Genomic DNA, 19940 nt, shown 5'->3' on the forward strand with positions numbered 1-19940 from the left:
CAAAAGCGCAGACGAAAAAAAACCGCCTGGCCGGGCGGCTTCTTCAACAACAAAACGTGGGACCGATTATGCACACCCAGATCACACCCCGCAATACCCTCGATGATTCGGCACCAGTTCAGAATCATCAAACCATGAAGCGTCATGTCATGTCGTCGCGCGCGATCGCCGAACTAACCGGCAAGCGCCGAGACCATGTTATTCGCGACGTCCGCCGCATGCTGTTCAAGCTGGAAATAACTGGCCCCAAATTTGGGGACAGCTATCAAGACGAACCCAGCGCCGGACGTGCCGCCTGTCAACTCCTCGTTACACCGAAAAGCCTCGCCTGCTTGGCCGAGATGAATATTGGAGCCTCGCTGTGAGCGTTCAAGCAATGTCCTGGGCACTCTCCCGCCGCGACCTCGGTAAAGACTCGAGCGCGCGCCATGTGCTGCTGTGCCTGGCCAACTATGCCGCCGCCGACGGCCGTGGCGCTTTCCCATCGGCCAAGACCCTGACCGAAGACACTGGCCTGTCCGAGCGCACCGTGCGTTCGAAGCTCGATCTGCTCGAAGCCCAAGGCCTCATCGTTCGTGGCAACCAGGCCTTGGCCGCCGTGTACATCGACCGCCATGACCGCCGCCCGGTGGTCTACGACTTGATGCTCAAGCGGGGTGCAGTAGATGCACCCCGTGAAGAGGGAACGGGGTGCAGCCAGCAACAGAACGGGGTGCAACCTACGACAGAACGGGGTGCAGCCATTGCACCCAATACATCACTTAACCATCAATTAACCGAACAGCAGCAGCCGCACGAGTTTGCGGATGTCATCGCTGAGCAGGACATGGCCGCCGCTGCAGCGCTCGATGGATCTGCCGAAGGTCGCCAGCGCTTCTCGATGCACGCCGAATGGGCCGTCAACCACGCCGCCCTGGCTGCCCAGCTCAAGATCATGGGGATCACCACGGCCCTCACCGACGAGACCTTCGGGTCGTTCATGGGCTTCCACATCGCCAAGCCTGATATCCGCGACACCGACGGCGGCTGGCATCACCGCCTGGCCAAGTGGATCAAGCGCCAAGCGACCGAGAGCGCTGCCGCTGACGAAGGATCGAACGACTGGGCAGCCAAGGGGGTTCGCCTGTGAACAAGCCAACCAACGTCCGCGAACTCATCGCGACTCGCCGTACCGACCCAGCCTATCAATCATCCGTCCAGCCCGGTGCAGTGGCGGTAGACGCTGCCACACAGAACGTGATCGACGACCTGTTCCTGCGCCTGCGCGGCGCGTGCGGCGCCTGGCGCCAGTCTTGGCCGACCGAGGCTGTGATGAACGCTTCCAAGCTGGAATGGCTGGCTGAGTTCATGCGCGCGGGCATCAACCGCATGGAACAGATTGACCACGGGATGCGCGTTGTGAGCGCCAGCAAGCGGGCATTCGTGCCCACCCCAGGCGAGTTCGTGAGCTGGTGTTTCGCGCCAGAAGGCCTGGGCTTGCCCAGTGTCGAGAAGGCCTATGCCCAGGGCCTGCGCAACTGCCATCCGGCCATGCGCGCAGAAGCCAAGTGGATGCACCCGGCGGTCTACCACGCCACGGCCGCCGCCGGCTTCCACAGCCTGCCGCTGCTCACCCGCGAACTGGGCGTGGCCTCGTTCGAAAAGCACTATCTGGACCAGTGCCGGAAGATCTGGAAGGGCGAGCAGCTGGGTGCTGTCCCGGTGGCAGAGCTCTCCGCGCCGGCCGCGCCGCGCAACCCAGAGGTGGCCCGTGCTGCCCTGGCAAACCTTCGTTCGAAAGTATCAGGAGCAGGCCCATGAGCGTCAGCCAGACCAAATTGACCAAGGCCGCCCGCGGCCGTGACTGCCAGGTGCGTGTGCCCGGTGTGTGCAATGGCAACCCGGAGACGACCGTGCTGGCGCACTACCGTCTGGCCGGTACAAGCGGCATGGGCTGCAAGCCGAATGACTTCCAGGGCGCCTGGGCGTGCTCGGCTTGCCACGACTACGTCGACGGCCGTCGCGGTAGCCGTCGCGCTGATGATCGGCTTGTGGCTCGCCAGCTTCACGCCGAGGGCGTCATGCGCACCCAGGACATTCTGATTCGTGAAGGGAAGGTGGCCTGATGGCTATGTCCGAATCGCGAGTAGTCCAGCTTCTGGCTGGCCAATCCTCGACAGCACGCAAGGTGTTCCCGCACGTGCCCATCCAGGAAAGTTGGAGTGCCCACGATATCCAGATCGCTGCTCTTGCAGCGAATGCCACCTCTGTAGCCGTACATGCTGTGCGCCGCGCGCTCAACGAAATGAAAGACGCCGGGATCATCCGTGAGCCCACGGGCGGCAAGTTCCAGCGCGACGCCTACTCACAAAAAACCGTCAAGGAAATCGCCATGCCCGTTGCAGCGAAAGAAACCGTCGTCGCCATCAAGCGGCCGGAAGTCCAGGCGCTTGATGCGCTGGCCGGCCTGTCTGCAGAGGTCGTGGAGCTTTCGGACTATATCGGTGAGCGCATGAAGCGTTTGGCCGGGCGGATCGAAGAGGTTGCCTTGTCAGTGGAAGTCGAGCGTGAGGGCAACGCCGAGGCGCTGGGCAAGCTCAAGCAGCTCCAGTCCCTGCTGAAGAGCCTGTAAGTGGAGCGTCCGCCTGTGAAAAAGCGCAGCTGGCAGGTAACCGTACCTGGCTACCGACCTTTCACCATGGGCGGTTCTGACATGGATTACGCCGAGGCCCTGGTCACGGCTCGCAGTATCTGGCCTATGGCTGAGGTGAAGTGATGAATGCTGTGGAGCTGAAATTGTTCAAGCCCAAAGCCGTGCGCGCCAAATCCGGCGACCGCGAGGGCCACGAGCAGGCCGCCCTGATGCTCGAGATTGAGCTGCGCCATCCCGATGTATTCGCGCTGATCTACCACGTCCCCAACGGCGGGCAACGGCACAAGGCCGTCGCCGCCAAGCTGAAAGGGCAGGGCGTGAAGGCCGGCGTGCCGGACCTGGTCCTGCCGATGGCGCGGGGCGGGTTCTTCGGCCTGTACATCGAGTTCAAGGCCACTCCGCCAAACGACGCCGCTGTATCAATCAGCCAGTACACATGGATACGTCAGCTCAGTGAGCAGGGTTATCTGGCGATCGTCTGCCGCGGGCACTTCGATGCGATGGAGCAGCTGCGGGCCTACCTGCGCCTGGAACCAACGAGAGTCGCGGTATGACGCTGCTGGTCGCTTTCTCCGATGCCGAGCTGCGCCGCCGCGCAGATGACCCCTCTGCTGTGCTCATGCGCGACCCGCGTCACCCCGGCCTGTACTTCCGGTTTACCGAAGCCCGCCCGCGTGGCACGTGGAGCTTGGTGGTGCGCAAGAAGTGGATGCGGATCGGCTCCTACCCTGATCTGTCGGCCAAGGCTGTGCTGGCGGCGCTGCCTGAGACTCGGCAGCGGCTGGGCGCGGACGCCAGCGCTACCGCTGCGGTATGCCCGTGGGCCACCTTGGGCGAGCTGTTGGCCTGGTACAGCGACCGGATGAGTCGAGACCGGCATCTGTCCGCCAAGCGCAAGGCCACGGCCAAGTCCGCCATTGCGTGCCATCTGATCACGCGCGTGGGCGGCCTGGCCTTCACTGAGATTGATCGCGCTACGCTCGACACCAAGCTGATGTGGCCGCTGCAGGAGAAGCTGTCGTTGGAGTTCGTTCGGCTGATATTCGCGCTGCTGGTGCTGGCATGCCGGCAGGCATTCGTGCTCGGCATGATCCCCACCAATCCGATGGCCGGGATCAAGTTCAGCGATTTCTCCAAGACGAAGATCAAGGCCAAAGCGGCACGGCTGCGCGGTGTGCAGGTCCAGGATCTGCTCGAGCAACTGGCCGATGCCTTCGAGCGGCGTCCGGCGCACGGCATGCTGGCCTTGATGATGCTGTGCCACGGTACGCGCGTTGGTGAGACCCGCATGGCGCTCTGGTCGCATATCAGCTTGGCCGACCGCACGTGGCATATCCCGGCGGTGCACACCAAGACCCGAGTCGAGCATTCGCTCCCCCTGACCGATCAGGTGCGTGCGCTGCTGGCCCGCTACCGTCATCGCCAGACCGATATCGGCTACACCGGGCAATACCTGTTTCCGGCCCGTCATGGCAAAGGCATGAGCGAGGGTCAGGCCAGCCTGGTATTCACGCAGCTGGGGCAGGGCGAGTGGACCAGTCACGACCTGCGCAAGTTGGCCCGCACCGGCTGGGCGGACCTTGGTATCGACTTCCTGATCGGCGAGATGCTGATCAACCACGCCATGGGCCACAACGTGCAGGCCTACATCCACACCACAGTTGAAGAGCGCAAGCGCGAGGCCTTGGAGAAGTGGCACAGCCATTTAGACGCCAAGGGATTCAGCGTGATTCACGGGTTGGAGGGCGTCGAAAACAAAGAGTCCAGCAGCGGTCTGGACGCCGCGCCGCACATGGGCTGCGAGCCAATTCAAGAATCAACCATAGGCGAGGTTTCAAAAGCATGAAAAAGAGCCATGGGCCTGCTTTCCGTGCTGCTCGCATCAAGCTCACCAGGTGCTCGGCCTGCCGTGGTCGCGCTGTGGTGCAGGGCGTTTTCCATGATTTGCCATGCGACCGGTGCAATGCGTCCGGCTGGGTTTCGGCTGAGGCCGGCGAGGCGCTGCCGCTTGATGTGCTGGTGACGCAGCTCAGCCTCCGCTTACAGGCCGCCGAACAGCAGATCGAACAGTTGAAGCGGTCGGTGCCGATGAATGGCCCGACCGCCCAGTACACACAGAACAACCGCCGCGGCGCCGGCGGCACGAATTACACAGGGGATTGAGCGATGGGCATCTATAAAGACGTGATGGGCACCCTGGTGCGCGTGCTGGCCGCCGACAACATCGACAACAGCACCAAGCAGTCCTGGCAGAAGTTGATCGATGCCGATCTGCGCCAAGGTGGTACCGGCAGCACTATCTCGGTTCGCGACAAGTTCGACTACGACTGCTGCCTGTACGCACTGCTGCACCGCGAACTGGCCTCGGCCCACTGGGATGTGCTGGTCGCCAAGTACTCGACGCACAAGGCCAACAAGGTCGCCGCCATTGGCCGTCTGGTGAGCCGCATGACAAGCCCGGCGCCGCAACTGTTCGTCTTCAAAGCGCTCACCGCCTGGGCTATCCCTAAGCTCAAGGGTGAGCAGTCTGGCAAGCGCTCCACCGACATGATCATCCTGCCGGCCGAGTTCTACGACATGAACACTTGGGATCCTGCGGCATCGCCAGAGCGGACTCGCCGCAACTGGCGCGCTGGAATTCACAAGCGCCTTGAGCAGCTGGAGGAAGCCGCCGTGATCCACGCGACTGAGATATTTGACGCCGAGCAAATCTTTCTGGACGCCGCTTGACCGGGATGGCCGATTGGCCGTAAATTATCCCCATCATGTCGATCTTGCGTGCGCTGATACGCAACGACAATAAAACATCCGAAACCCGGCCATTGCGCCGGGTTTTTTCGTTTCTAGCTCCCCAGTTTGGGGAGGCATTCGGATTTCAATCATGCCAGAGAAAGACCCCGACCTCTGGGCTCAGGTATGGCTGCACCTACGCCTGTACCTGGCCAACCCTCTCTGGCAAGGAGCGATCATGGCAACGGTAATTTCTGGGCTTCGTGTGTTGTACGAGGCCAAAGAGACCAGCAAGCGCCGCATCCTGCTGGAGTCACTGATTTGTGGTGGGCTGAGCCTGTCCGCGAGCAGCGTGATCGAGTGGATGGAATGGCCCTCGAGCCTGTCCGTTGCCGCCGGCGGTGCGATCGGCTTTGTCGGTGTGACCGTCATCCGCGAAATGATCGTGAAATTCCTCGGACGCAAGGCGGACGGCCTATGAACATGCTCAAAAGCATCGCCGCGGCACTGATCATCGGTTTGGTGGCTGCACTGCTTATTGCCATCCAGCAGTACCGCGTGATCGCGCTGGAAGGGCAGGTGACGGTGCAGACGCGGGCGGCGAAGGATGCAACCGAAGCCAACACTGAAAGCCTGAAGACCATCACCACACTCCAGGCCGAGGCCAAACGCAACGCCAACTACCTGGCCGATCTGCAGCAGCGCCTCAAGGCCAGCGAAGACAAGGCCCGCCAAGCGAGGAAGGACTTTGAAGACCTCAAGCGTAAGAGCCCGGCTGTTCGCAAGTGGGCTGATCAGCCTTTGCCTGACGGCCTGCGCGGCAAGCCCGCAGCCAGCGCCGGAAAAGACATCAGCGGTAAGGCTGGAAGCGCCGGAAATGGTGCCGTGCGAGCGGGTCAGCGATAGCGATGACAACCTGGCGCTAAACGGCGACCTTTGGGCGCTGAAGGATCGGGCCATCAACCTGCTTGATACCTGTGCTGATCAAGTTGATGCGCAGATCAAGCGCAGCCAGAGCAAATAGCCAATGCCAACCGAACAGGAAACCGTCGTAGCGCGGCTGCTCGGCGAGGTGTGGAACGCCTACCTGGCGCTGCCTGTCGAGCACCCAATGGAGCAGGCCGAGTTCTGTGCTGCTATCCATCGGTGCCAGGACATTGTGCTGGCCCGGAGCGGTCGACGCGCACTGAGAGACAGCGAGGCGGCACATGGCACGATTGAAGACCCTTGCTAACCGAGTAGCTACTCAAGCTGACCGAGTGGGTATCGCCCCTCCGGCCACATGGCGCGCGGGTAAGACCACGGCCAACCAGCGAGGCTACAACTACGCCTGGCAGAAGGCGCGACTGGTGCATCTGGCAGCTCATCCACTGTGCGTGTACTGCGACCGAGCCGGGTTGGTAGTCGCTGCATCGGTGGTCGACCACATCGCCGCCCACAACGGTGACCAGACCCTGTTCTGGGATCGCGCCAACTGGCAATCCCTCTGCAAGCCCTGTCATGACGGCGTGAAGCAGCGCGAGGAGGCCGCGGGTCGGGCGATTTGACCGGTTCGCGTCGAATTTGCACGGTTTTGGTGCATATAGGTTTTCCCTATGGAGGGGGTGGTCTAAATATAGGTAATCTATACACCCTAGACCGCCCTCGACCGCACGTACAGATTTTTTCCCGCTCAGGATTTTTTGTTAATGGCTTTAACACCCAAAAAACGCGCGTTCATCGGTGCGGTGAGGGAAGGTGCGTCTAACAAAGATGCAGCCATTGCCGCTGGATGCCCCGAAAAGACTGCCTCCGCGGCTGGTTCACGGCTCGCCAAAGACCCGGATGTGATTGCCGAGCTGCTCAAGCTGAATGCACTGCATCCTGTTAAAGCGCCTGTTAAAACTGTTAAAGGCCCAGAGGCTACCGCCGCACTTGACCAGGCGCCGACTGATGAGCCCGACCCAAGCTTCGATCTGTCGAAGGCTTTGCGGTTTTCCGATCCGAAGGACTTCCTGCTGGCGACGATGAATGACTTCGAGGCCGAGGCCAAACTGCGCCTGGACGCAGCCAAAGCACTGATGCCATTCATTCACCCGCGCAAGGGGGAGAGCGGCAAGAAAGAGGTGGCCAAGGACAAGGCGGCCGGTGCCGCTCAGGGCAAGTTCGGTGTGCGTAGAGGCCCGCTGGCGGTGGTGAAATGATGGAGTGGTCAACCGCCTGCACAGACTGGGAGCAGCGCATCGTTGCCCGCCAGAGCCTGATCCCGTTTGACCCGCTGTTCCCAGATCAAGCGGCCGAGGCGCTGGAAGTATTCGGCGGCCTGCGCATGGTGGATGCCACCGGCAGGCCGCTGATGAGCGAGACCGTGCGGTCCTGGGTAAACGAGTTCGTCGCTGCCATCTTCGGCGCCTATGACCCATACAGCGGTCGCCGGATGATCAGCGAGTTCATGCTCCTGATCAGCAAGAAGAACGGCAAGTCGACCATTGCCGCCGGCATCATGCTGACCGCCCTGGTGCTGAACTGGCGGACCTCGGGCGAGTTCATCATCCTGGCCCCGACCAAGGAGATCGCTGACAACTCCTATATCCCGATCCGGGACATGGTCAAAGCCGACGACGAACTCAAGGACCTGTTCAAGGTGCAGGATCACCTGCGCACGGTTACTCATCACCAGACAGGGGCCACGTTGAAGGTGGTGGCGGCCGACAGCGAGACTGTCTCGGGCAAGAAAGCCATCGGCGTTTTCATCGACGAACTCTGGGTCTTCGGCAAGCGAGCCAACGCCGAGGCCATGTTGCGCGAGGCTACCGGTGGGCTGGCCTCGAGGCCTGAGGGTTTCATCATCTGGGCAACGACCCAGTCCGATGAGCCACCTGCAGGCGTCTTCCGGCAGAAGCTGCTCTATGCCCGCCAGGTGCGAGACGGCGGCATCGTCGACAAGTCGTTTCTGCCAGTGCTCTACGAATTCCCGAAGCACATGATCGACGCCGGCGCTCACCGCGATGTGAAGAACGCGTACATCACCAACCCCAACTTGGGGCTGTCGGTGGACGAGCCATTCATTGAGCGCGGGTTTGCGCAGGCGCAAATCGACGGCGAAGAGTCGTTTCGTGGCTTTCTCGCCAAGCACTTGAACGTCGAGATCGGGCTGGCGCTGCGCTCCGATCGCTGGGCGGGCGCCGAATTCTGGGAGGTCCAGGCAAAGGCGCCCGGCCTGACGCTGGATGACCTGATCGAGCGCTGCGAAGTGATCGATATCGGCATCGATGGCGGCGGTCTGGACGACCTGCTGGGGTTCGCGGCGATTGGCCGCGACAAGGCCACACGCCAGTGGCTGCTGTGGACCCATGCCTGGGCGCATCCCTCAGTGCTCGACCGGCGCAAGGCCGAGGCGCCGCGGCTCCATGACTTCGCCAAGGAAAAGCACCTGACCATGGTCGAGCTGATCGGCGATGACTTGGAAGAGGTCGCCGATCTGGCCGCGCGCGTTGAGAAGGCTGGCCTGCTGGACCAGGTCGGTGTCGACCCGGCCGGCATCGGCGGCGTGCTCGACGCCCTGGTCGCGGCAGGTGTTCCCCAAGACAAGATCATCGGCATCTCGCAGGGCTGGAAGCTGGGCGGCGCGATCAAGACGACCGAGCGCAAGCTGGCCGAGGGCGGCCTGATCCATGGCGGGCAACCGATGATGGCCTGGTGCTGCGGCAACGCCCGCGTCGAGCCGCGCGGCAACTCGATCCTGATCACCAAGCAGGCCTCCGGCTCGGCAAAGATCGACCCGCTCATGGCGACCTTCAACGCGGTATCTCTCATGTCACTCAACCCCGAAAGCAAAGGCGGGATGGATGACTACTTGAAAAACGGTTTCTTCGACCTTGTAGGCTGACTATGGCATCTCATTGGTACAACCCGCTGTCCTGGCGGATGTTCGGCTATGAGGATCCGAAAACCGGCGACTACGTCGAAGTCGACATGACTGTTGGCGGCAAGGCGACCAAAGCCGGTGTGCGCATCACGCCGACGAAGGCGATGAATATCAGCATTGTCTGGGCCTGCGTGAAGATCCTCAGTGAAACGGTATCCGGACTGCCTCTCAAGCTTTACGACGACAAAGACGGCAAGCGTCAGATAGTAAGGGCGAACGACCGGGCCAGTCGTATCTTGCGCAAGCCGAACCCGTACATGACGCGGCTGAACTTCCTCAAGGCCGTGGTGGTGAACATGGCGCTGCGCGGCAATGCGTACGCGATCATCGAACGCAACGGGTCGGGCGATCCGATTGGATTCACCCTCGTATCTCCCGACAACGTCACCGTCGACACGCTCGAATCTCGGTTGATCTATTACGTCAACCTCGATGGCAAGCGTGTTCCGGTTTCCCCGGAGAACATGCTGCACTTCAAGCTGTTCAGCACCGACGGCATTAATGGCATGTCGCCGGTGGAGCACCAGGCGGAGACCATCGGCCTGGCCAAAGCGGCGCACGACTGGTCGGCGCGGTTCATGCGCAAGGGTGGGTTCACCGGCGGCTACGTCATCTACGACAACTTCCTCACTGCTGAGCAGCAGGCTCAGGTGATGGCCAAGTTTCCCGACGTGCGCAAGGCCGACACCGAAGACCTCGGCAAGATGGCCATCCTTCAGGGCGGGCCAACGATCGTGCCCGCCGGCCTGACCCAGAAAGATAGCCAGTTCATTGAATCCCAGCAGTTCCAGGAAGAGGCCTTGGCCGGCGTCTGGGGCGTTCCGCTGTACCTGGCCAACCGGGCCAGCAAGACCTCGATCATGGGTTCCAACCTGGAGCAGCAAACCAGCGGTTTTGTGACGTTCGGCGTGAAGCCCTACCTCGATGCCATCGAAGACGAGCTCAACGACAAGCTCTATGCGAGCACTAATCGGTTCGTCGAGTTCGTCGTCGAGGGTCTGCTTCGTGCCGACAGCGCTGCTCGTGCGACCTATTTTGGAGGCGCGCTTGGCGGCTCTGGTGGCTCTGGCTGGATGACCATCAATGAGGTCCGCGAAAAGGAAAACCTGCCGCCGCTGGTAGGCGACGAATACAACCGGGTCACCCGGTGGGAGACGCAAGGCAATGCTGACAAAAATTGAGTTTCCCTTCGAGGTCAAGGCCGTCGACGACGCTGGCAACTTCGAAGGCTATGCGGCGGTGTTCAACAACGTCGACCTGGGTGACGACGTCATTCTGCCGGACGCCTTCACGAAGGTGAAAACCACCCGCGCGGGCCGTCTGAAGCTGGCGTTGTTTCATGACCTGACCCGGCTGATCGGCTCTGCGGACTTCACCCAGGATGCACACGGCCTCTACATCAAGGGCAAGGTCAACCTGGCTGTGAGCTATGCGCGCGATGCGTATGAGCTGATGAAGGAAGGCACGCTGGACAGCATGTCCATCGGCTTCAACACGCTGCTGGCCGCGTACGAAGAGCGCGAGGGCCGCAGCATCAGGATTATCAAGCAGGCTGAGTTGTGGGAAGCCTCGCTGGTGCCTTTCGGCATGAACCCGGAAGCCACCGTCACCGACGTCAAATCGGACATCAGACTTTTTGAGAAGGCGCTGCGCGACCGCATGGGCCTTTCGCAAAAGGAAGCGGCGGCTGTCGCTTCGCTCGGCTACTCCGCTGTGCACCGTGATGGTGGCGCAGCGGCCACGGTGATCGTGGATGAGCTGAAAGACATTTCAACCCTTTTCACCCAACATTTCGGAGCATCACAATGAGCGAAGTGAAAGAGCTGCGCGATTCCCTGGACAAGCAACTGAAAGAGGGCTTCCAGGGCCTGCAGCAAAAGTACGACCACGTCACCGAAGAGTTGCAGAAAGGCAACTCCGTGACGCTGGAAATGAAGTCCAACATCGAGAAGCATAAAGGCGAGATCGAGCGCGTCATCGAGCAAGTGCAGAAGCTCGAAGAAAAGGGCATCCAGCTGCGCAACCAGGTCGGCGAGAAGAAAAGCTTCATCGATCTGGTCAAGGGCAACGACGCCTACAAGGCGCTGCAGCAGAAGAACCAGAACCAGGCCGAGATCGAAATCACCAAGTCCGACATGGCTTCCATGTCCGAAACCAAGTTGACCAGCGCCGGTCTGGTGCCCACGCAGTGGGATCCTGTCATCCAAGATCGACCCCGCCAGGATCTGGTGATCCGCGACCTGATCCCCACCACCCCGGTGGATGGCCAGAGCTACAGCTACTTCCTCGAGAAGCTGCATACCCGCGGTGCCGGCATGGTTGCCGAAGGCGCGGCCAAGCCGTCCAGCGACGTCACGTTCGAGCAGAAAACCGACAACGTGCGCAAGATCGCCGTGTGGATGCCGGTCACCGACGAAGCGCTCGACGATATCCCTCAGCTGTACAGCTACATCCAGGAACTGCTGCGCTACGACCTGAAGCTCAAGGAAGAAGGGCAGATCCTCAAAGGCGACGGTCAGGGCAACAACCTGAACGGCATCATGACCCAGGCCAGCGCTTTCAACGCTGCCCTAGGCCAGGCTGGCGATACGGCGATCGATACTGTGCGTCGTGCGATCTACCAGGTCCGCAAGCAGTCCAAACGCGGCGCTGACGCGATCGTCATGACCGACCTGGACTGGATGAACATCGAGCTGCTCAAGGATGCGGACAGCCGCTACCTGTTCGCCAACCTGCAGGGCATGGTCACTCCTGTGCTGTGGGGTCGCCCGGTCGTGGTGTCCGACAGCATGGACGAAGGCGTGCCTGCTGCTGGCGGTGTAGCGGCGACCGGCGGTGAATTCGGGGTTGGCTCGTTTGCCCGGGGCGCCCGCCTGTACGACCGCATGGCCTTCACCGTGAAGGTGGGTTGGATCAATGACGACTTCGTGAAGAACCAGCGCGTGCTGCTGGTGGAAGAGCGCCTGGGCCTGGCGGTTCGCCGTCCATACGCTTTCGTCAAAGGCCGCTTCGCGGCTGCCAAGTAACCCTTCCAGTCGCTGGGGCCTGCGGGCCCCTTTTTGTTGAGGTGATGCATGAAAATTCGAACCCTGTGGGGCTTTGAAGGTGACCCGACCAAGTTGGGCGTGGTGTTCGCGCGGATCCGCGCCGGCGAAGTCCTCGAGGATGTTGAGGACGAGTATGCCTATGGCTTGATCGGCAAGGGCCTGGCCGTTCAGGTTACCGACGGTGCTGCGCCGAAGGAGACCAAGCCGGCCACGGCAGCCGAAAAGAAAGCGGCAGCAGAAAAGGCGGCAGCTGAAAAAGCTGAGCAGGAGCGGCTGAAGGAGCAGGCCGAGAAGGATGAAGCCGATCGCCTCGAGGCCGAGGAAAAGGCCAAGAAAGAGGCCTCGTAATGATCGCGCTCGCCCTGGTCAAGACGCACCTGCGCGTCGACGGGGTCGAAGAGGATCAACTGATCGAAGGCTATATGGCGGCCGCGCTGGCTCACGTCGAACAGCACTGCGACCGTGTGCTCGTCGAGGGCGTCCCTGTACTTCCGGACCAGATGGCGCTGACCAAGGATGTTCAGCAGGCGGTCCTGCTGTTGGTAGGCCACTGGTACGCCAACCGTGAAGCGGTGGTTATCGGTGGCGCGCCTGCCGAGGTGCCGCTGGCGGTTGATCGATTGCTCTGGTACAGGAAGAAATTCTGATGAGAGCCGGGCCTCTGCGACATCGTCCCACCCTCTACAAACCTGTGCGGGTCAAGAATCGAACCGGTGGCTTTGATGACACCTGGGTCGATTCTGGCCAGCTGTGGGCCGAGTTCACTTTGCCCACCGGCCGCATCGAAGCGGTGGCTGAACAGCTATCTGCGATCGTGACCGCAGAAGTGCGAGTCAGGCCCCGCGCTGATCTGGTCGCCGGCTGCCGCCTGGAGAACAGGGGTGTCACCTATCTGATCGTGGCAGCGCTGCCGGACAACGAGCTTTCGATGCTCCGTCTGCTCTGCACCAACGTTCCCAACCCTTGAGGATGTTCCGATGAAAGTTCAAGCACTGGCCGATCTGTCCGGTACCGTAGGCGATCGCGCCGCCGGCGACGAGTTTGTCACCGACGCCACCACCGCCCAGTCGCTGATCGACCGCGGCCTAGTGGCAAAAGTCGATGACGACGCGAGCACCCCGACCAAGCCCACCAAGGCCAAGGAGTAAGCCGTGGCGCGCCGGTCCCGCATGTCCGGCGACTTCAAGCTGCGCCGGACGCTACGCAATATCCATCAGACGATGGACAACGAACTGCGCCCGGCCATGCAGGAGGCCGCCAACAAGATCCTGGCCACCATGCAGGCGACCGTGCCGCGCGACACGGGTGAGGCTGCCGGCGCCCTGCAGGCGTTCGTGTCCAAGAGCGGGCTGGATGCGCAGATCGGCATCCGGGGCAAAAAGGACAACCGCCGGTTTTTCTATCTGCGGTTTCTGGAGTATGGAACCAAGGGTTACGACGGCAAGAAGCGCGCTGGCAACCGCAACCGCTCGGTCAAGAACAAATCTGACGGTAGCCATTTTTTCGGCAAGTACCCAGACATTCCCGCGCTACCGGCACACCCATGGCTGCGGCCTGCGCTGGACGTGAACCGTGAGGTGGTGCTGGCGGACATTCGCGCTGCTGTGAACCGAACGCTGAAGAAGGCCAGCCAGGGGGTGAGCGATGGCTGATCCATCCGTTGCTCTTCAGGTTGCGCTGGTTGCGCGGCTGGAGGCCGAAGTGTCATGCCCCATTTACGATGGCGCGCCACTCGACACGCCGATGCCGTACCTCTCCATCGACCGCGAAATCTCGACCAACATCAGCCCTATAGTCGGCCGCAAGCGGCAGATGCGCTTGATCTATCTCACCGTCTGGTCAGATGCCCATGGACAGGCCGAGGTGAAGCGCCTCAACGCCGAAGTAACAGCCGCATTGGATGAGCGCCGCCTGCCGCTGGAAGAGGGCCGGGCGGTGTCTGTCCGGGTCGAGCGCGCGGATGCGCAGCGCGATGCCGACGGCGTCACCTACATGGGCGCTATCACGGTCCGCGTCATCACCACTCACTGATTCAACATCGGCCGCCTCGCGGCTTTATCCAATGTGCCTTTTGGAGGAATTTCCATGGCCGACAATCTGAACACCGCCGCCGGGTGCCGCCTCGGCATCGGCACCAAGACCGGTGCCAACACCGAAGCCGATTACAAAAAGGACGTCTACGTCGACGTGGGCGAAATTGAGGATCTGGGCGAGTTCGGCGACACCTTCAGCAGCGTGAATTTCACGTCGCTCAAGGATGGCCGCGTGCGCAAGTACAAGGGCACCGCCGATGCGGGCGACCTGACGTTGACGGTAGGCCTCGATAACGGCGACCTGGGCCAGAAGGCTGTGAAGGTCGCGCACAAGGACCGTACTAAGGGTGACTACAACATCAAGGTCACTCTGAACGATGGCGACCCGACGGCCAACCCGGCAGTGCTGCCGACCACCTTCTATTTCCGGGTGAAGGTGATGAACAACACCGTGGCGCCGGGCGCTGCCGACAACGTCGTCCGCCGCAACATCACCATGGGCATCAACTCCGACATCATCGAAGTGATCGCCGGCCCTGCCGCCTGATTGCCGGGGCTGCGGCCCCGCTTCCCAAGGAATTGATCCATGAGCAAAACCCTACACGGCGCGACCTCGGTGCAGGTCGGTGACGAATCGTTCGACCTGACCATTACCCTGGCGGCGGTGCGCAAGATCGAAGCGCACTTTGGTGGCCTGCGCGGCGCCGCTGAATCGCTGCGTGTGCTGAGCGTTGACAGTGTGGCGCTGATCATCGCCGCCGGCGCCGGGCTCAGCGCCGATGCCTCCCGCGAAATGCCCGAAAAGGTCTGGCTGGCCGGCGTGTCCGGCATTGCCGCGCAGCTAACCGGTTACCTCGGTGCGCTGTACAACCCCCGCGGCGACACGCCGGGAAACGTCGAAGCGGGGAAGGCGTAAGCGCCGTCGAAGACGGCAGCTATGTGGACCGCCTATTTGCGGTGGCCACCGGCTGGTTAGGTTGGGCACCAGACGTTGCCTGGCGAACGCCTCTCCCCGAACTCTTCATTGCCATGGACGCCAAGATCGAATGGGCTCGTATCACCAACCCATTTGGCAGTGGCCGATCGGCCGAAAAACCCAAACCCACCACCGTGGCTGAAAAACTGCGCCAGGCACTGACCGGGCGCAAGGCTGCGCAGTAGATCCGTGAACCATCATTAGGGGCCCTGCATGGCTGATTCCGACGTCCAGGGGATGCTCGTACGCATCGAGGCCACCACCGCTCAGTTGCGCCAAGAGCTGGCGCGGGGCGAAACGGCCGTGGCCAAAACGTCCGGCCAAATCGATAACAGCCTGGGTGCGGTCGATAAAGCCTTCGACCGCACCGGTGCCAATGCCAGCGTGCTACAGCGCTCGATCAGCGCGGCATTCACGGGCATGGGCCTGGCCGCAACAGCTGCGATCGCGGGGCTGGTGGCGATCACCATCAAGACGGCCGATTATGCGCAGGAAGTGCGTAACCTCTCCACGTTGTCGAACACGTCTACCACCGAGTTCCAGCGCATGGCCGCCGGCGCCCGAACCGTGGGTGTCGAGCAGGAAAAGCTGGCCGATATCTACAAGGACACCACCGACCGCGCCGGGGAATTCATCTCGCGGGGCGGTGGCGAGATGGCGGACTTCTTCAAGGAGATCGCGCCTCGGGTAGGCGTCACTGCCCAGATGTTCGCCAACCTGTCCGGGCCTCAGGCCTTGCAGCTCTACTACAACTCGCTGGAAAAGGCGGGGCTCAACCAGCAGCAGATGACCACCTACATGGAGGCCATGGCGGATGAAGCGACAGCGCTGATTCCACTGCTCAGGAACAACGGCGCAGGTTTCAAGCAGCTTGGCGATCAAGCGGAGTCGGCCGGCAACATTCTTTCGAATATCCAGGTGGCTCGGCTGGTTGAGGTCAACCAGTCCATCAAGACGCTTGAGGCATCGTTTGCCGGGGCTTCGCACCAGTTGGTGGCTGGAATGCTGCCTGGTATCGAAAGCGTTACGCAGCGCCTCAACGCGATGTCCAAGAATGGCGTCACCGAAGGCTTGGGCGCTGGTATCGGCTTTCTTGCCGACAACCTGAATATCCTGGTGGCGATCCTCGGCGGCAAGGTGGCAGCAGCCTTTGTCGGCTACCTGTCGAACCTGGCGGCCAGTACCGCGGCCAGCGTGCAGTCTCGTTCCGCGAACATTGCCCAGGCAGCCAGCGCAGTGCAGGTGGCCACCGCCAATCAGATCGCGGCGCAATCAGCCACGCTCCGGGCGGAGAAGGAAGCCATCGCCGCGCGCGGCACGGCAGTTCAAACGCAGATGTCGATCCAGCTGGCCGAGGCCCGGATGGCGGAGCGCGCAGCAACTGCGCAAGTCGCCGTGGCGCAGGCCACGTTGAAGACTGTTTCAACCGGCATCCTCTCATTGCTGGGTGGCCCGGCCGGTATTGCAGCTCTGGCGGTCGGCGCTGGCATCGCTTTTCTGACCATGCGCGACAACACCAACGAGGTAGCCAGTAGCCTGGACGCCCTGAAGCGTCCGCTGAAGGAAGTCCGCGAAGAGTTTCGAAAGCTGACTCAGGATCAGCAGGGCGCCGAGTTGGTAAAAGTGGCGCGCGACCAGGAGCGGGCCGTGTCCGCCGCCGATGAGGCCTACGGCGACTTCCTGAAGACAGTCCGGCAGAACCTGGGCTCTACGGTGGGGACGCGCGTAGGCGCTGAATTCGATGCAGCGCGAGCATCCGGCAAACAGCTTTCAACGGTCGTCGACGACCTTACGAAGCGTTTCAACATTCCTGAGGAAAACCTCAGATCGATCCGTGAGAGCGCAGGCGCATTCAGCTCGGCCAATGAGGCCGCTGCCAAACTCACCAAAACGCAGAAGGCGCTGACGAAGGACCTGGCGGCCGGCCCGACGGCACCTGTGCCGGACAACACGGCTGCGATCAACGCCGGCAACACTTACCTGCAGCAGCTCGACAAGCAGATCCAGACGCTGAAGGATAAGACAGCGCTCGAGCAGGCCGAGACGTTGATCCTTCAGGAGAAGATCGACCCCGAAAGCGAGTTGGCCGCCAAGATTCGCGAGCGCGCCAAAGCCGTCGATGCGTTGAAGGAGGCTGATAAAGCCGCGACGAAGGAAGAGTCGGCTGCTGAGAAGGCGCGCAAGGCCGCTGATAGTGCACTGGAGCAGCGGGTCAAAACGGCGCAGGCATCGTTCGATGCTCTGAAGAAGGCTTTTGACCCAGTAGGCGCTGCGCAAGACGAACTCAAGACCAAAACCGAAGAGCTCGACCTGCTGTTCCAAAGCAAAAAGCTTTCGCTTGACGAGTACACCAAAAGCCTCGGCTGGCTGAAGGATCAGTACGACACAACGGTTGCCTCGGCGACGGGCCTGTCCCAGGCAATGCAGTATCAGGCTGATCTGGAAAAGCAGCTGAGCAACGCCCGTGCCTCCTACGACTCCATGGCATCGGCTGTCGGCATGGGCGACAAGGAATCGGAGCGCGCACAGGCGCGGCTCGATCTGGAGCGTCAGACGAACGACAAGATCCTGTCGCTGCGCACCGACCTGGCCACGGCTACCACAGAAAAGCAACGGCAGGACCTGCAGAAGCAGATCGAGCTGACCGAGGAGTACGGCACCCGGCAAGTGCAGGTTATGCAGGAAGGCTGGCAGAAGATCGACCAGGCCCAAAGCGACTGGAGCAATGGCGTAAGCCGGGCGTGGGGAAACTACCGCGACAGCGCTGCCGATGTTGCTGGCCAGACTGAATCGCTGTTCTCCAATGCGCTCAGTAGCACCGAAGACGCGATCGTGCAGTTCGTCAAAACCGGCAAGCTGTCGTTCAAAAGCCTGGCCGACTCCGTGGTGGAGGACTTGATCCGTATCCAGGCCAAGCAGGCCCTGGTCGGGCTGGCCAGTTCCGCCTTCAGCTTTCTGTCCGGTGGTAGCGCGGCTTTGGGTCAGGGAACCATGACTGGATTCGGCGGGGGATCTTTCGTCGCGAACGCCAAGGGCGGAGTTTACGACTCGCCCAGTCTTTCGACCTTCTCAAACGGCGTCTACAACACGCCCCAGACATTTGCCTTCGCCAAGGGTGCAGGGATTTTCGCCGAAGCCGGTCCGGAAGCGATCATGCCACTGACGCGTGGTGCGGACGGCTCGTTGGGCGTACGTGCTTTGGGCGGCGGCGATACCGACTCAAGCTCGAAGGCCGCCAGTACCCTGGCGGGCGTGACTCAGCATTTTCACTTCAGTGGCGGCGGTGATGCGGTGTCAAGGGCGGAGCTCAAGCAGGCGGCGCAGGAAGGCGCACAGGCCGGCTACCAGATGGTGCTCGGCGACCTCAAAAGAAACGGGGCAGCCCGACAACTGATCAATCGCCGGTGACCGGCTTTAGGAGTACCCATGGCGCTTGAGTGGCCTGAATCGCTGGAGCCGACCGAAACTTCGTGGGGCATGACCTACAACAACCAGGCGTTCACCTCGACGCTTTCTAACGCGCAGCAGATCGTTGGCTACCCTGGCGCCTACTGGATGTGCACGCTGACCTTCGGCGTGCTGTTTGAAGAGGATGAGCGGCAGCTGACGGCGTTGATCGGTCGACTGCACGGGATGTTCGGCACGGTAAAGATTCCCGCGCTCACACGCACCCGTGAGGATGATGTTGGCGCGGCGGTGGTCGTTTCCGGAGTCGCCCAGGCCACTACCATGATCATCGGGGGCGTCACTCCAAACGCCAGGGTTTTTTCCCTGGGCGACTACCTGACGATCGAAGGCGAGATGTTCGAGGTTGTGCAGGACGCCTACGCGAATGCCCAGGGTCGGGTAACGGTGATGCTGAACAAGCGTATCCGCCGAGCGCTCAAGGTGGACGCCGCGGTGGAGTACCGCAACCCGTACTCGGAGATGCGCCGCGTTGTGGACACCCACGAGGTGGCCATCCAGCCGGTTGTATCCAACTGCACGCTGCAATTCCGGGAGGCCTTCTGATGGCTACATCCGTTCCCTTCAGCCAGGGCGTCATCGACATCCTGTCCACCGGTCGCTTTATGGTGGTCTATGCCTGCCAGTTGGATTTCATCGACGGCATGGTGTACGCGCACACGGGCACCGGGCAGATCGTCATCGATGGCATCACCTATGAGGGCGTCGGTCAGTTCGGAGAGATTGGGCAGTCGCAGGAGAGCGATAACTCTGGGTCGCCCATGTCGGTGGATCTGAAGCTGTCCGGCCTGGACGCCTACATCCTGCGCGAGACGAACATCCGGGGCTGTCGCGGCAGGCCTGGCAAGCTCATGTTTGTCGCGTTCGACGAGGCCGGCAACTACGCGGCCGATATCCTGTTCTCCGGCCGCATGGACGCCGCCGAGTTTCAGTTCGGCGGAAATGGTAGCGACGGCAACAGCATCACCGTCCCGGTGATCGACCGAATGGCGGAGTGGAACCGCACGGGCACCGAGCGCTGGACGGATGAAAATCACCAGGCCCGCCACGACGGCGATCGCTTCTTCTACGCCGTCGCGCAAATGGCCGAATGGCCCCTGTACTGGGGCGCTGGCAAGGATGCTCCGGCGTTCACCTACGAAAAGTGACC

General features: G+C 61.8%; 31 protein-coding genes. 30 read left to right on the top strand and 1 reads right to left on the bottom strand.

Annotated features, from left to right (window positions below):
- The first annotated feature begins 68 nt into the window (after positions 1 to 68).
- The 12 genes from AC788_RS04110 (at position 69) to AC788_RS21940 (ending at position 6386) form a co-directional block, all read left to right on the top strand.
- Positions 69 to 365, top strand: a complete 297-nt coding sequence (locus tag AC788_RS04110) for a Rha family transcriptional regulator (RefSeq protein WP_152965698.1) — start codon at positions 69 to 71, stop codon at positions 363 to 365.
- Positions 362 to 1129, top strand: coding sequence for a DnaT-like ssDNA-binding domain-containing protein (locus AC788_RS04115; RefSeq protein WP_152965699.1), 768 nt, complete (start codon positions 362 to 364; stop codon positions 1127 to 1129). The genes AC788_RS04110 and AC788_RS04115 overlap by 4 nt, the downstream gene beginning before the upstream one ends.
- Positions 1126 to 1800: a replication protein P gene (locus tag AC788_RS04120; protein ID WP_049859336.1), complete on the top strand. Its 675-nt coding sequence runs from the start codon at positions 1126 to 1128 to the stop codon at positions 1798 to 1800. Before AC788_RS04115 ends, AC788_RS04120 begins: the two co-directional genes overlap by 4 nt.
- Entirely contained in the window at positions 1797 to 2105 is a 309-nt protein-coding gene (locus tag AC788_RS04125; RefSeq protein WP_049859337.1) for a DUF1364 domain-containing protein, read from the top strand. The genes AC788_RS04120 and AC788_RS04125 overlap by 4 nt, the downstream gene beginning before the upstream one ends.
- Entirely contained in the window at positions 2105 to 2611 is a 507-nt protein-coding gene (locus AC788_RS04130) for a hypothetical protein (RefSeq protein WP_236690456.1), read from the top strand. Before AC788_RS04125 ends, AC788_RS04130 begins: the two co-directional genes overlap by 1 nt.
- A 143-nt stretch (positions 2612 to 2754) precedes the next feature.
- Positions 2755 to 3186, top strand: a complete 432-nt coding sequence (locus AC788_RS04135; protein ID WP_049859338.1) for a VRR-NUC domain-containing protein — start codon at positions 2755 to 2757, stop codon at positions 3184 to 3186.
- Positions 3183 to 4478 (top strand): tyrosine-type recombinase/integrase, encoded by a 1296-nt coding sequence (locus tag AC788_RS04140; RefSeq protein ID WP_049859339.1) that lies wholly within the window; start codon positions 3183 to 3185, stop codon positions 4476 to 4478. Before AC788_RS04135 ends, AC788_RS04140 begins: the two co-directional genes overlap by 4 nt.
- On the top strand, positions 4475 to 4795 hold the full coding sequence (locus AC788_RS04145) for a hypothetical protein (RefSeq protein WP_049859340.1): 321 nt from the start codon (positions 4475 to 4477) through the stop codon (positions 4793 to 4795). Before AC788_RS04140 ends, AC788_RS04145 begins: the two co-directional genes overlap by 4 nt.
- Positions 4796 to 4798: 3 nt before the next feature.
- A complete protein-coding gene (locus AC788_RS04150; RefSeq protein ID WP_049859341.1) occupies positions 4799 to 5362 on the top strand; it encodes a hypothetical protein in 564 nt (187 codons plus the stop codon).
- A gap of 151 nt (positions 5363 to 5513) precedes the next feature.
- A complete protein-coding gene (locus AC788_RS04155; RefSeq protein ID WP_049859342.1) occupies positions 5514 to 5843 on the top strand; it encodes a phage holin, lambda family in 330 nt (109 codons plus the stop codon).
- Positions 5840 to 6268, top strand: a complete 429-nt coding sequence (locus AC788_RS04160) for a hypothetical protein (protein WP_236690457.1) — start codon at positions 5840 to 5842, stop codon at positions 6266 to 6268. Before AC788_RS04155 ends, AC788_RS04160 begins: the two co-directional genes overlap by 4 nt.
- Complete coding sequence (locus tag AC788_RS21940; RefSeq protein WP_236690478.1) at positions 6168 to 6386, top strand: hypothetical protein; 219 nt, start codon at positions 6168 to 6170, stop codon at positions 6384 to 6386. The genes AC788_RS04160 and AC788_RS21940 overlap by 101 nt, the downstream gene beginning before the upstream one ends.
- Here AC788_RS21940 and AC788_RS21720 read toward each other — a convergent pair.
- Positions 6285 to 6506, bottom strand: a complete 222-nt coding sequence (locus AC788_RS21720; protein ID WP_161804284.1) for a hypothetical protein — start codon at positions 6504 to 6506, stop codon at positions 6285 to 6287. The genes AC788_RS21940 and AC788_RS21720 overlap by 102 nt on opposite strands.
- 64 nt (positions 6507 to 6570) lie before the next feature.
- Here AC788_RS21720 and AC788_RS04170 point away from each other — a divergent pair, with 64 nt between their 5' ends.
- From AC788_RS04170 to AC788_RS04250, 18 genes are all read left to right on the top strand, one after another.
- A complete protein-coding gene (locus AC788_RS04170) occupies positions 6571 to 6909 on the top strand; it encodes an HNH endonuclease signature motif containing protein (RefSeq protein WP_049859805.1) in 339 nt (112 codons plus the stop codon).
- Positions 6910 to 7050: 141 nt separating this feature from the next.
- Positions 7051 to 7545 (top strand): terminase, encoded by a 495-nt coding sequence (locus tag AC788_RS04175; protein WP_049859344.1) that lies wholly within the window; start codon positions 7051 to 7053, stop codon positions 7543 to 7545.
- Complete coding sequence (locus AC788_RS04180; protein WP_049859345.1) at positions 7542 to 9230, top strand: terminase large subunit; 1689 nt, start codon at positions 7542 to 7544, stop codon at positions 9228 to 9230. The genes AC788_RS04175 and AC788_RS04180 overlap by 4 nt, the downstream gene beginning before the upstream one ends.
- A gap of 2 nt (positions 9231 to 9232) precedes the next feature.
- A complete protein-coding gene (locus AC788_RS04185; protein WP_049859346.1) occupies positions 9233 to 10450 on the top strand; it encodes a phage portal protein in 1218 nt (405 codons plus the stop codon).
- The gene (locus AC788_RS04190; protein WP_049859347.1) at positions 10434 to 11078 is read left to right on the top strand and encodes an HK97 family phage prohead protease; all 645 of its coding nucleotides are present in this window, start codon (positions 10434 to 10436) and stop codon (positions 11076 to 11078) included. The genes AC788_RS04185 and AC788_RS04190 overlap by 17 nt, the downstream gene beginning before the upstream one ends.
- Positions 11075 to 12295 carry a phage major capsid protein gene (locus AC788_RS04195; RefSeq protein WP_049859348.1) on the top strand — a complete coding sequence of 407 codons (1221 nt, stop codon included), beginning with the start codon at positions 11075 to 11077 and terminating at the stop codon, positions 12293 to 12295. Before AC788_RS04190 ends, AC788_RS04195 begins: the two co-directional genes overlap by 4 nt.
- Positions 12296 to 12343: 48 nt before the next feature.
- Entirely contained in the window at positions 12344 to 12664 is a 321-nt protein-coding gene (locus tag AC788_RS04200) for a hypothetical protein (protein ID WP_049859349.1), read from the top strand.
- Positions 12664 to 12963 carry a head-tail connector protein gene (locus tag AC788_RS04205; protein WP_049859350.1) on the top strand — a complete coding sequence of 100 codons (300 nt, stop codon included), beginning with the start codon at positions 12664 to 12666 and terminating at the stop codon, positions 12961 to 12963. Before AC788_RS04200 ends, AC788_RS04205 begins: the two co-directional genes overlap by 1 nt.
- The gene (locus AC788_RS04210; RefSeq protein WP_049859351.1) at positions 12963 to 13283 is read left to right on the top strand and encodes a head-tail adaptor protein; all 321 of its coding nucleotides are present in this window, start codon (positions 12963 to 12965) and stop codon (positions 13281 to 13283) included. Before AC788_RS04205 ends, AC788_RS04210 begins: the two co-directional genes overlap by 1 nt.
- Before the next feature lie 10 nt (positions 13284 to 13293).
- Positions 13294 to 13464 (top strand): hypothetical protein, encoded by a 171-nt coding sequence (locus AC788_RS21835; RefSeq protein ID WP_177327942.1) that lies wholly within the window; start codon positions 13294 to 13296, stop codon positions 13462 to 13464.
- Between the two features lie 3 nt (positions 13465 to 13467).
- Positions 13468 to 13968, top strand: coding sequence for an HK97-gp10 family putative phage morphogenesis protein (locus AC788_RS04215; protein ID WP_049859352.1), 501 nt, complete (start codon positions 13468 to 13470; stop codon positions 13966 to 13968).
- Positions 13961 to 14347, top strand: coding sequence for a DUF3168 domain-containing protein (locus AC788_RS04220; protein WP_049859353.1), 387 nt, complete (start codon positions 13961 to 13963; stop codon positions 14345 to 14347). The genes AC788_RS04215 and AC788_RS04220 overlap by 8 nt, the downstream gene beginning before the upstream one ends.
- 54 nt (positions 14348 to 14401) lie before the next feature.
- Entirely contained in the window at positions 14402 to 14896 is a 495-nt protein-coding gene (locus AC788_RS04225; RefSeq protein WP_049859354.1) for a hypothetical protein, read from the top strand.
- 39 nt (positions 14897 to 14935) lie between these two features.
- Positions 14936 to 15265 (top strand): hypothetical protein, encoded by a 330-nt coding sequence (locus AC788_RS04230; protein ID WP_049859355.1) that lies wholly within the window; start codon positions 14936 to 14938, stop codon positions 15263 to 15265.
- Between the two features lie 23 nt (positions 15266 to 15288).
- Positions 15289 to 15510, top strand: a complete 222-nt coding sequence (locus AC788_RS04235) for a hypothetical protein (RefSeq protein ID WP_376787034.1) — start codon at positions 15289 to 15291, stop codon at positions 15508 to 15510.
- A gap of 28 nt (positions 15511 to 15538) precedes the next feature.
- Positions 15539 to 18733, top strand: a complete 3195-nt coding sequence (locus tag AC788_RS04240) for a phage tail tape measure protein (protein ID WP_049859356.1) — start codon at positions 15539 to 15541, stop codon at positions 18731 to 18733.
- A gap of 18 nt (positions 18734 to 18751) precedes the next feature.
- Positions 18752 to 19336, top strand: a complete 585-nt coding sequence (locus AC788_RS04245) for a hypothetical protein (RefSeq protein WP_049859357.1) — start codon at positions 18752 to 18754, stop codon at positions 19334 to 19336.
- A complete protein-coding gene (locus AC788_RS04250) occupies positions 19336 to 19938 on the top strand; it encodes a hypothetical protein (protein ID WP_049859358.1) in 603 nt (200 codons plus the stop codon). The genes AC788_RS04245 and AC788_RS04250 overlap by 1 nt, the downstream gene beginning before the upstream one ends.
- The last annotated feature ends 2 nt before the right edge of the window (positions 19939 to 19940 follow it).

The sequence above is a fragment of the Pseudomonas sp. RIT-PI-a genome, from assembly GCF_001187875.1.
Lineage (GTDB): Bacteria > Pseudomonadota > Gammaproteobacteria > Pseudomonadales > Pseudomonadaceae > Aquipseudomonas > Aquipseudomonas coleopterorum.

What these genes read in the sequence shown, in the direction of transcription:
- AC788_RS04180 (WP_049859345.1), top strand. Translation starts at nt 7,542, where the DNA reads ATGATGGAGTGGTCAACCGCCTGCACAGACTGGGAGCAGCGCATCGTT.
- AC788_RS04200 (WP_049859349.1), top strand. Translation starts at nt 12,344, where the DNA reads ATGAAAATTCGAACCCTGTGGGGCTTTGAAGGTGACCCGACCAAGTTG.
- AC788_RS04160 (WP_236690457.1), top strand. Translation starts at nt 5,840, where the DNA reads ATGAACATGCTCAAAAGCATCGCCGCGGCACTGATCATCGGTTTGGTG.
- AC788_RS04220 (WP_049859353.1), top strand. Translation starts at nt 13,961, where the DNA reads ATGGCTGATCCATCCGTTGCTCTTCAGGTTGCGCTGGTTGCGCGGCTG.
- AC788_RS04195 (WP_049859348.1), top strand. Translation starts at nt 11,075, where the DNA reads ATGAGCGAAGTGAAAGAGCTGCGCGATTCCCTGGACAAGCAACTGAAA.
- AC788_RS04125 (WP_049859337.1), top strand. Translation starts at nt 1,797, where the DNA reads ATGAGCGTCAGCCAGACCAAATTGACCAAGGCCGCCCGCGGCCGTGAC.
- AC788_RS04170 (WP_049859805.1), top strand. Translation starts at nt 6,571, where the DNA reads ATGGCACGATTGAAGACCCTTGCTAACCGAGTAGCTACTCAAGCTGAC.
- AC788_RS04145 (WP_049859340.1), top strand. Translation starts at nt 4,475, where the DNA reads ATGAAAAAGAGCCATGGGCCTGCTTTCCGTGCTGCTCGCATCAAGCTC.
- AC788_RS04110 (WP_152965698.1), top strand. Translation starts at nt 69, where the DNA reads ATGCACACCCAGATCACACCCCGCAATACCCTCGATGATTCGGCACCA.
- AC788_RS04155 (WP_049859342.1), top strand. Translation starts at nt 5,514, where the DNA reads ATGCCAGAGAAAGACCCCGACCTCTGGGCTCAGGTATGGCTGCACCTA.
- AC788_RS04240 (WP_049859356.1), top strand. Translation starts at nt 15,539, where the DNA reads ATGGCTGATTCCGACGTCCAGGGGATGCTCGTACGCATCGAGGCCACC.
- AC788_RS21835 (WP_177327942.1), top strand. Translation starts at nt 13,294, where the DNA reads ATGAAAGTTCAAGCACTGGCCGATCTGTCCGGTACCGTAGGCGATCGC.
- AC788_RS04130 (WP_236690456.1), top strand. Translation starts at nt 2,105, where the DNA reads ATGGCTATGTCCGAATCGCGAGTAGTCCAGCTTCTGGCTGGCCAATCC.
- AC788_RS04185 (WP_049859346.1), top strand. Translation starts at nt 9,233, where the DNA reads ATGGCATCTCATTGGTACAACCCGCTGTCCTGGCGGATGTTCGGCTAT.
- AC788_RS04210 (WP_049859351.1), top strand. Translation starts at nt 12,963, where the DNA reads ATGAGAGCCGGGCCTCTGCGACATCGTCCCACCCTCTACAAACCTGTG.
- AC788_RS04245 (WP_049859357.1), top strand. Translation starts at nt 18,752, where the DNA reads ATGGCGCTTGAGTGGCCTGAATCGCTGGAGCCGACCGAAACTTCGTGG.
- AC788_RS04140 (WP_049859339.1), top strand. Translation starts at nt 3,183, where the DNA reads ATGACGCTGCTGGTCGCTTTCTCCGATGCCGAGCTGCGCCGCCGCGCA.
- AC788_RS04250 (WP_049859358.1), top strand. Translation starts at nt 19,336, where the DNA reads ATGGCTACATCCGTTCCCTTCAGCCAGGGCGTCATCGACATCCTGTCC.
- AC788_RS04135 (WP_049859338.1), top strand. Translation starts at nt 2,755, where the DNA reads ATGAATGCTGTGGAGCTGAAATTGTTCAAGCCCAAAGCCGTGCGCGCC.
- AC788_RS04190 (WP_049859347.1), top strand. Translation starts at nt 10,434, where the DNA reads ATGCTGACAAAAATTGAGTTTCCCTTCGAGGTCAAGGCCGTCGACGAC.
- AC788_RS04230 (WP_049859355.1), top strand. Translation starts at nt 14,936, where the DNA reads ATGAGCAAAACCCTACACGGCGCGACCTCGGTGCAGGTCGGTGACGAA.
- AC788_RS04205 (WP_049859350.1), top strand. Translation starts at nt 12,664, where the DNA reads ATGATCGCGCTCGCCCTGGTCAAGACGCACCTGCGCGTCGACGGGGTC.
- AC788_RS21720 (WP_161804284.1), bottom strand. Translation starts at nt 6,506, where the DNA reads ATGGATAGCAGCACAGAACTCGGCCTGCTCCATTGGGTGCTCGACAGG.
- AC788_RS04225 (WP_049859354.1), top strand. Translation starts at nt 14,402, where the DNA reads ATGGCCGACAATCTGAACACCGCCGCCGGGTGCCGCCTCGGCATCGGC.
- AC788_RS04150 (WP_049859341.1), top strand. Translation starts at nt 4,799, where the DNA reads ATGGGCATCTATAAAGACGTGATGGGCACCCTGGTGCGCGTGCTGGCC.
- AC788_RS04175 (WP_049859344.1), top strand. Translation starts at nt 7,051, where the DNA reads ATGGCTTTAACACCCAAAAAACGCGCGTTCATCGGTGCGGTGAGGGAA.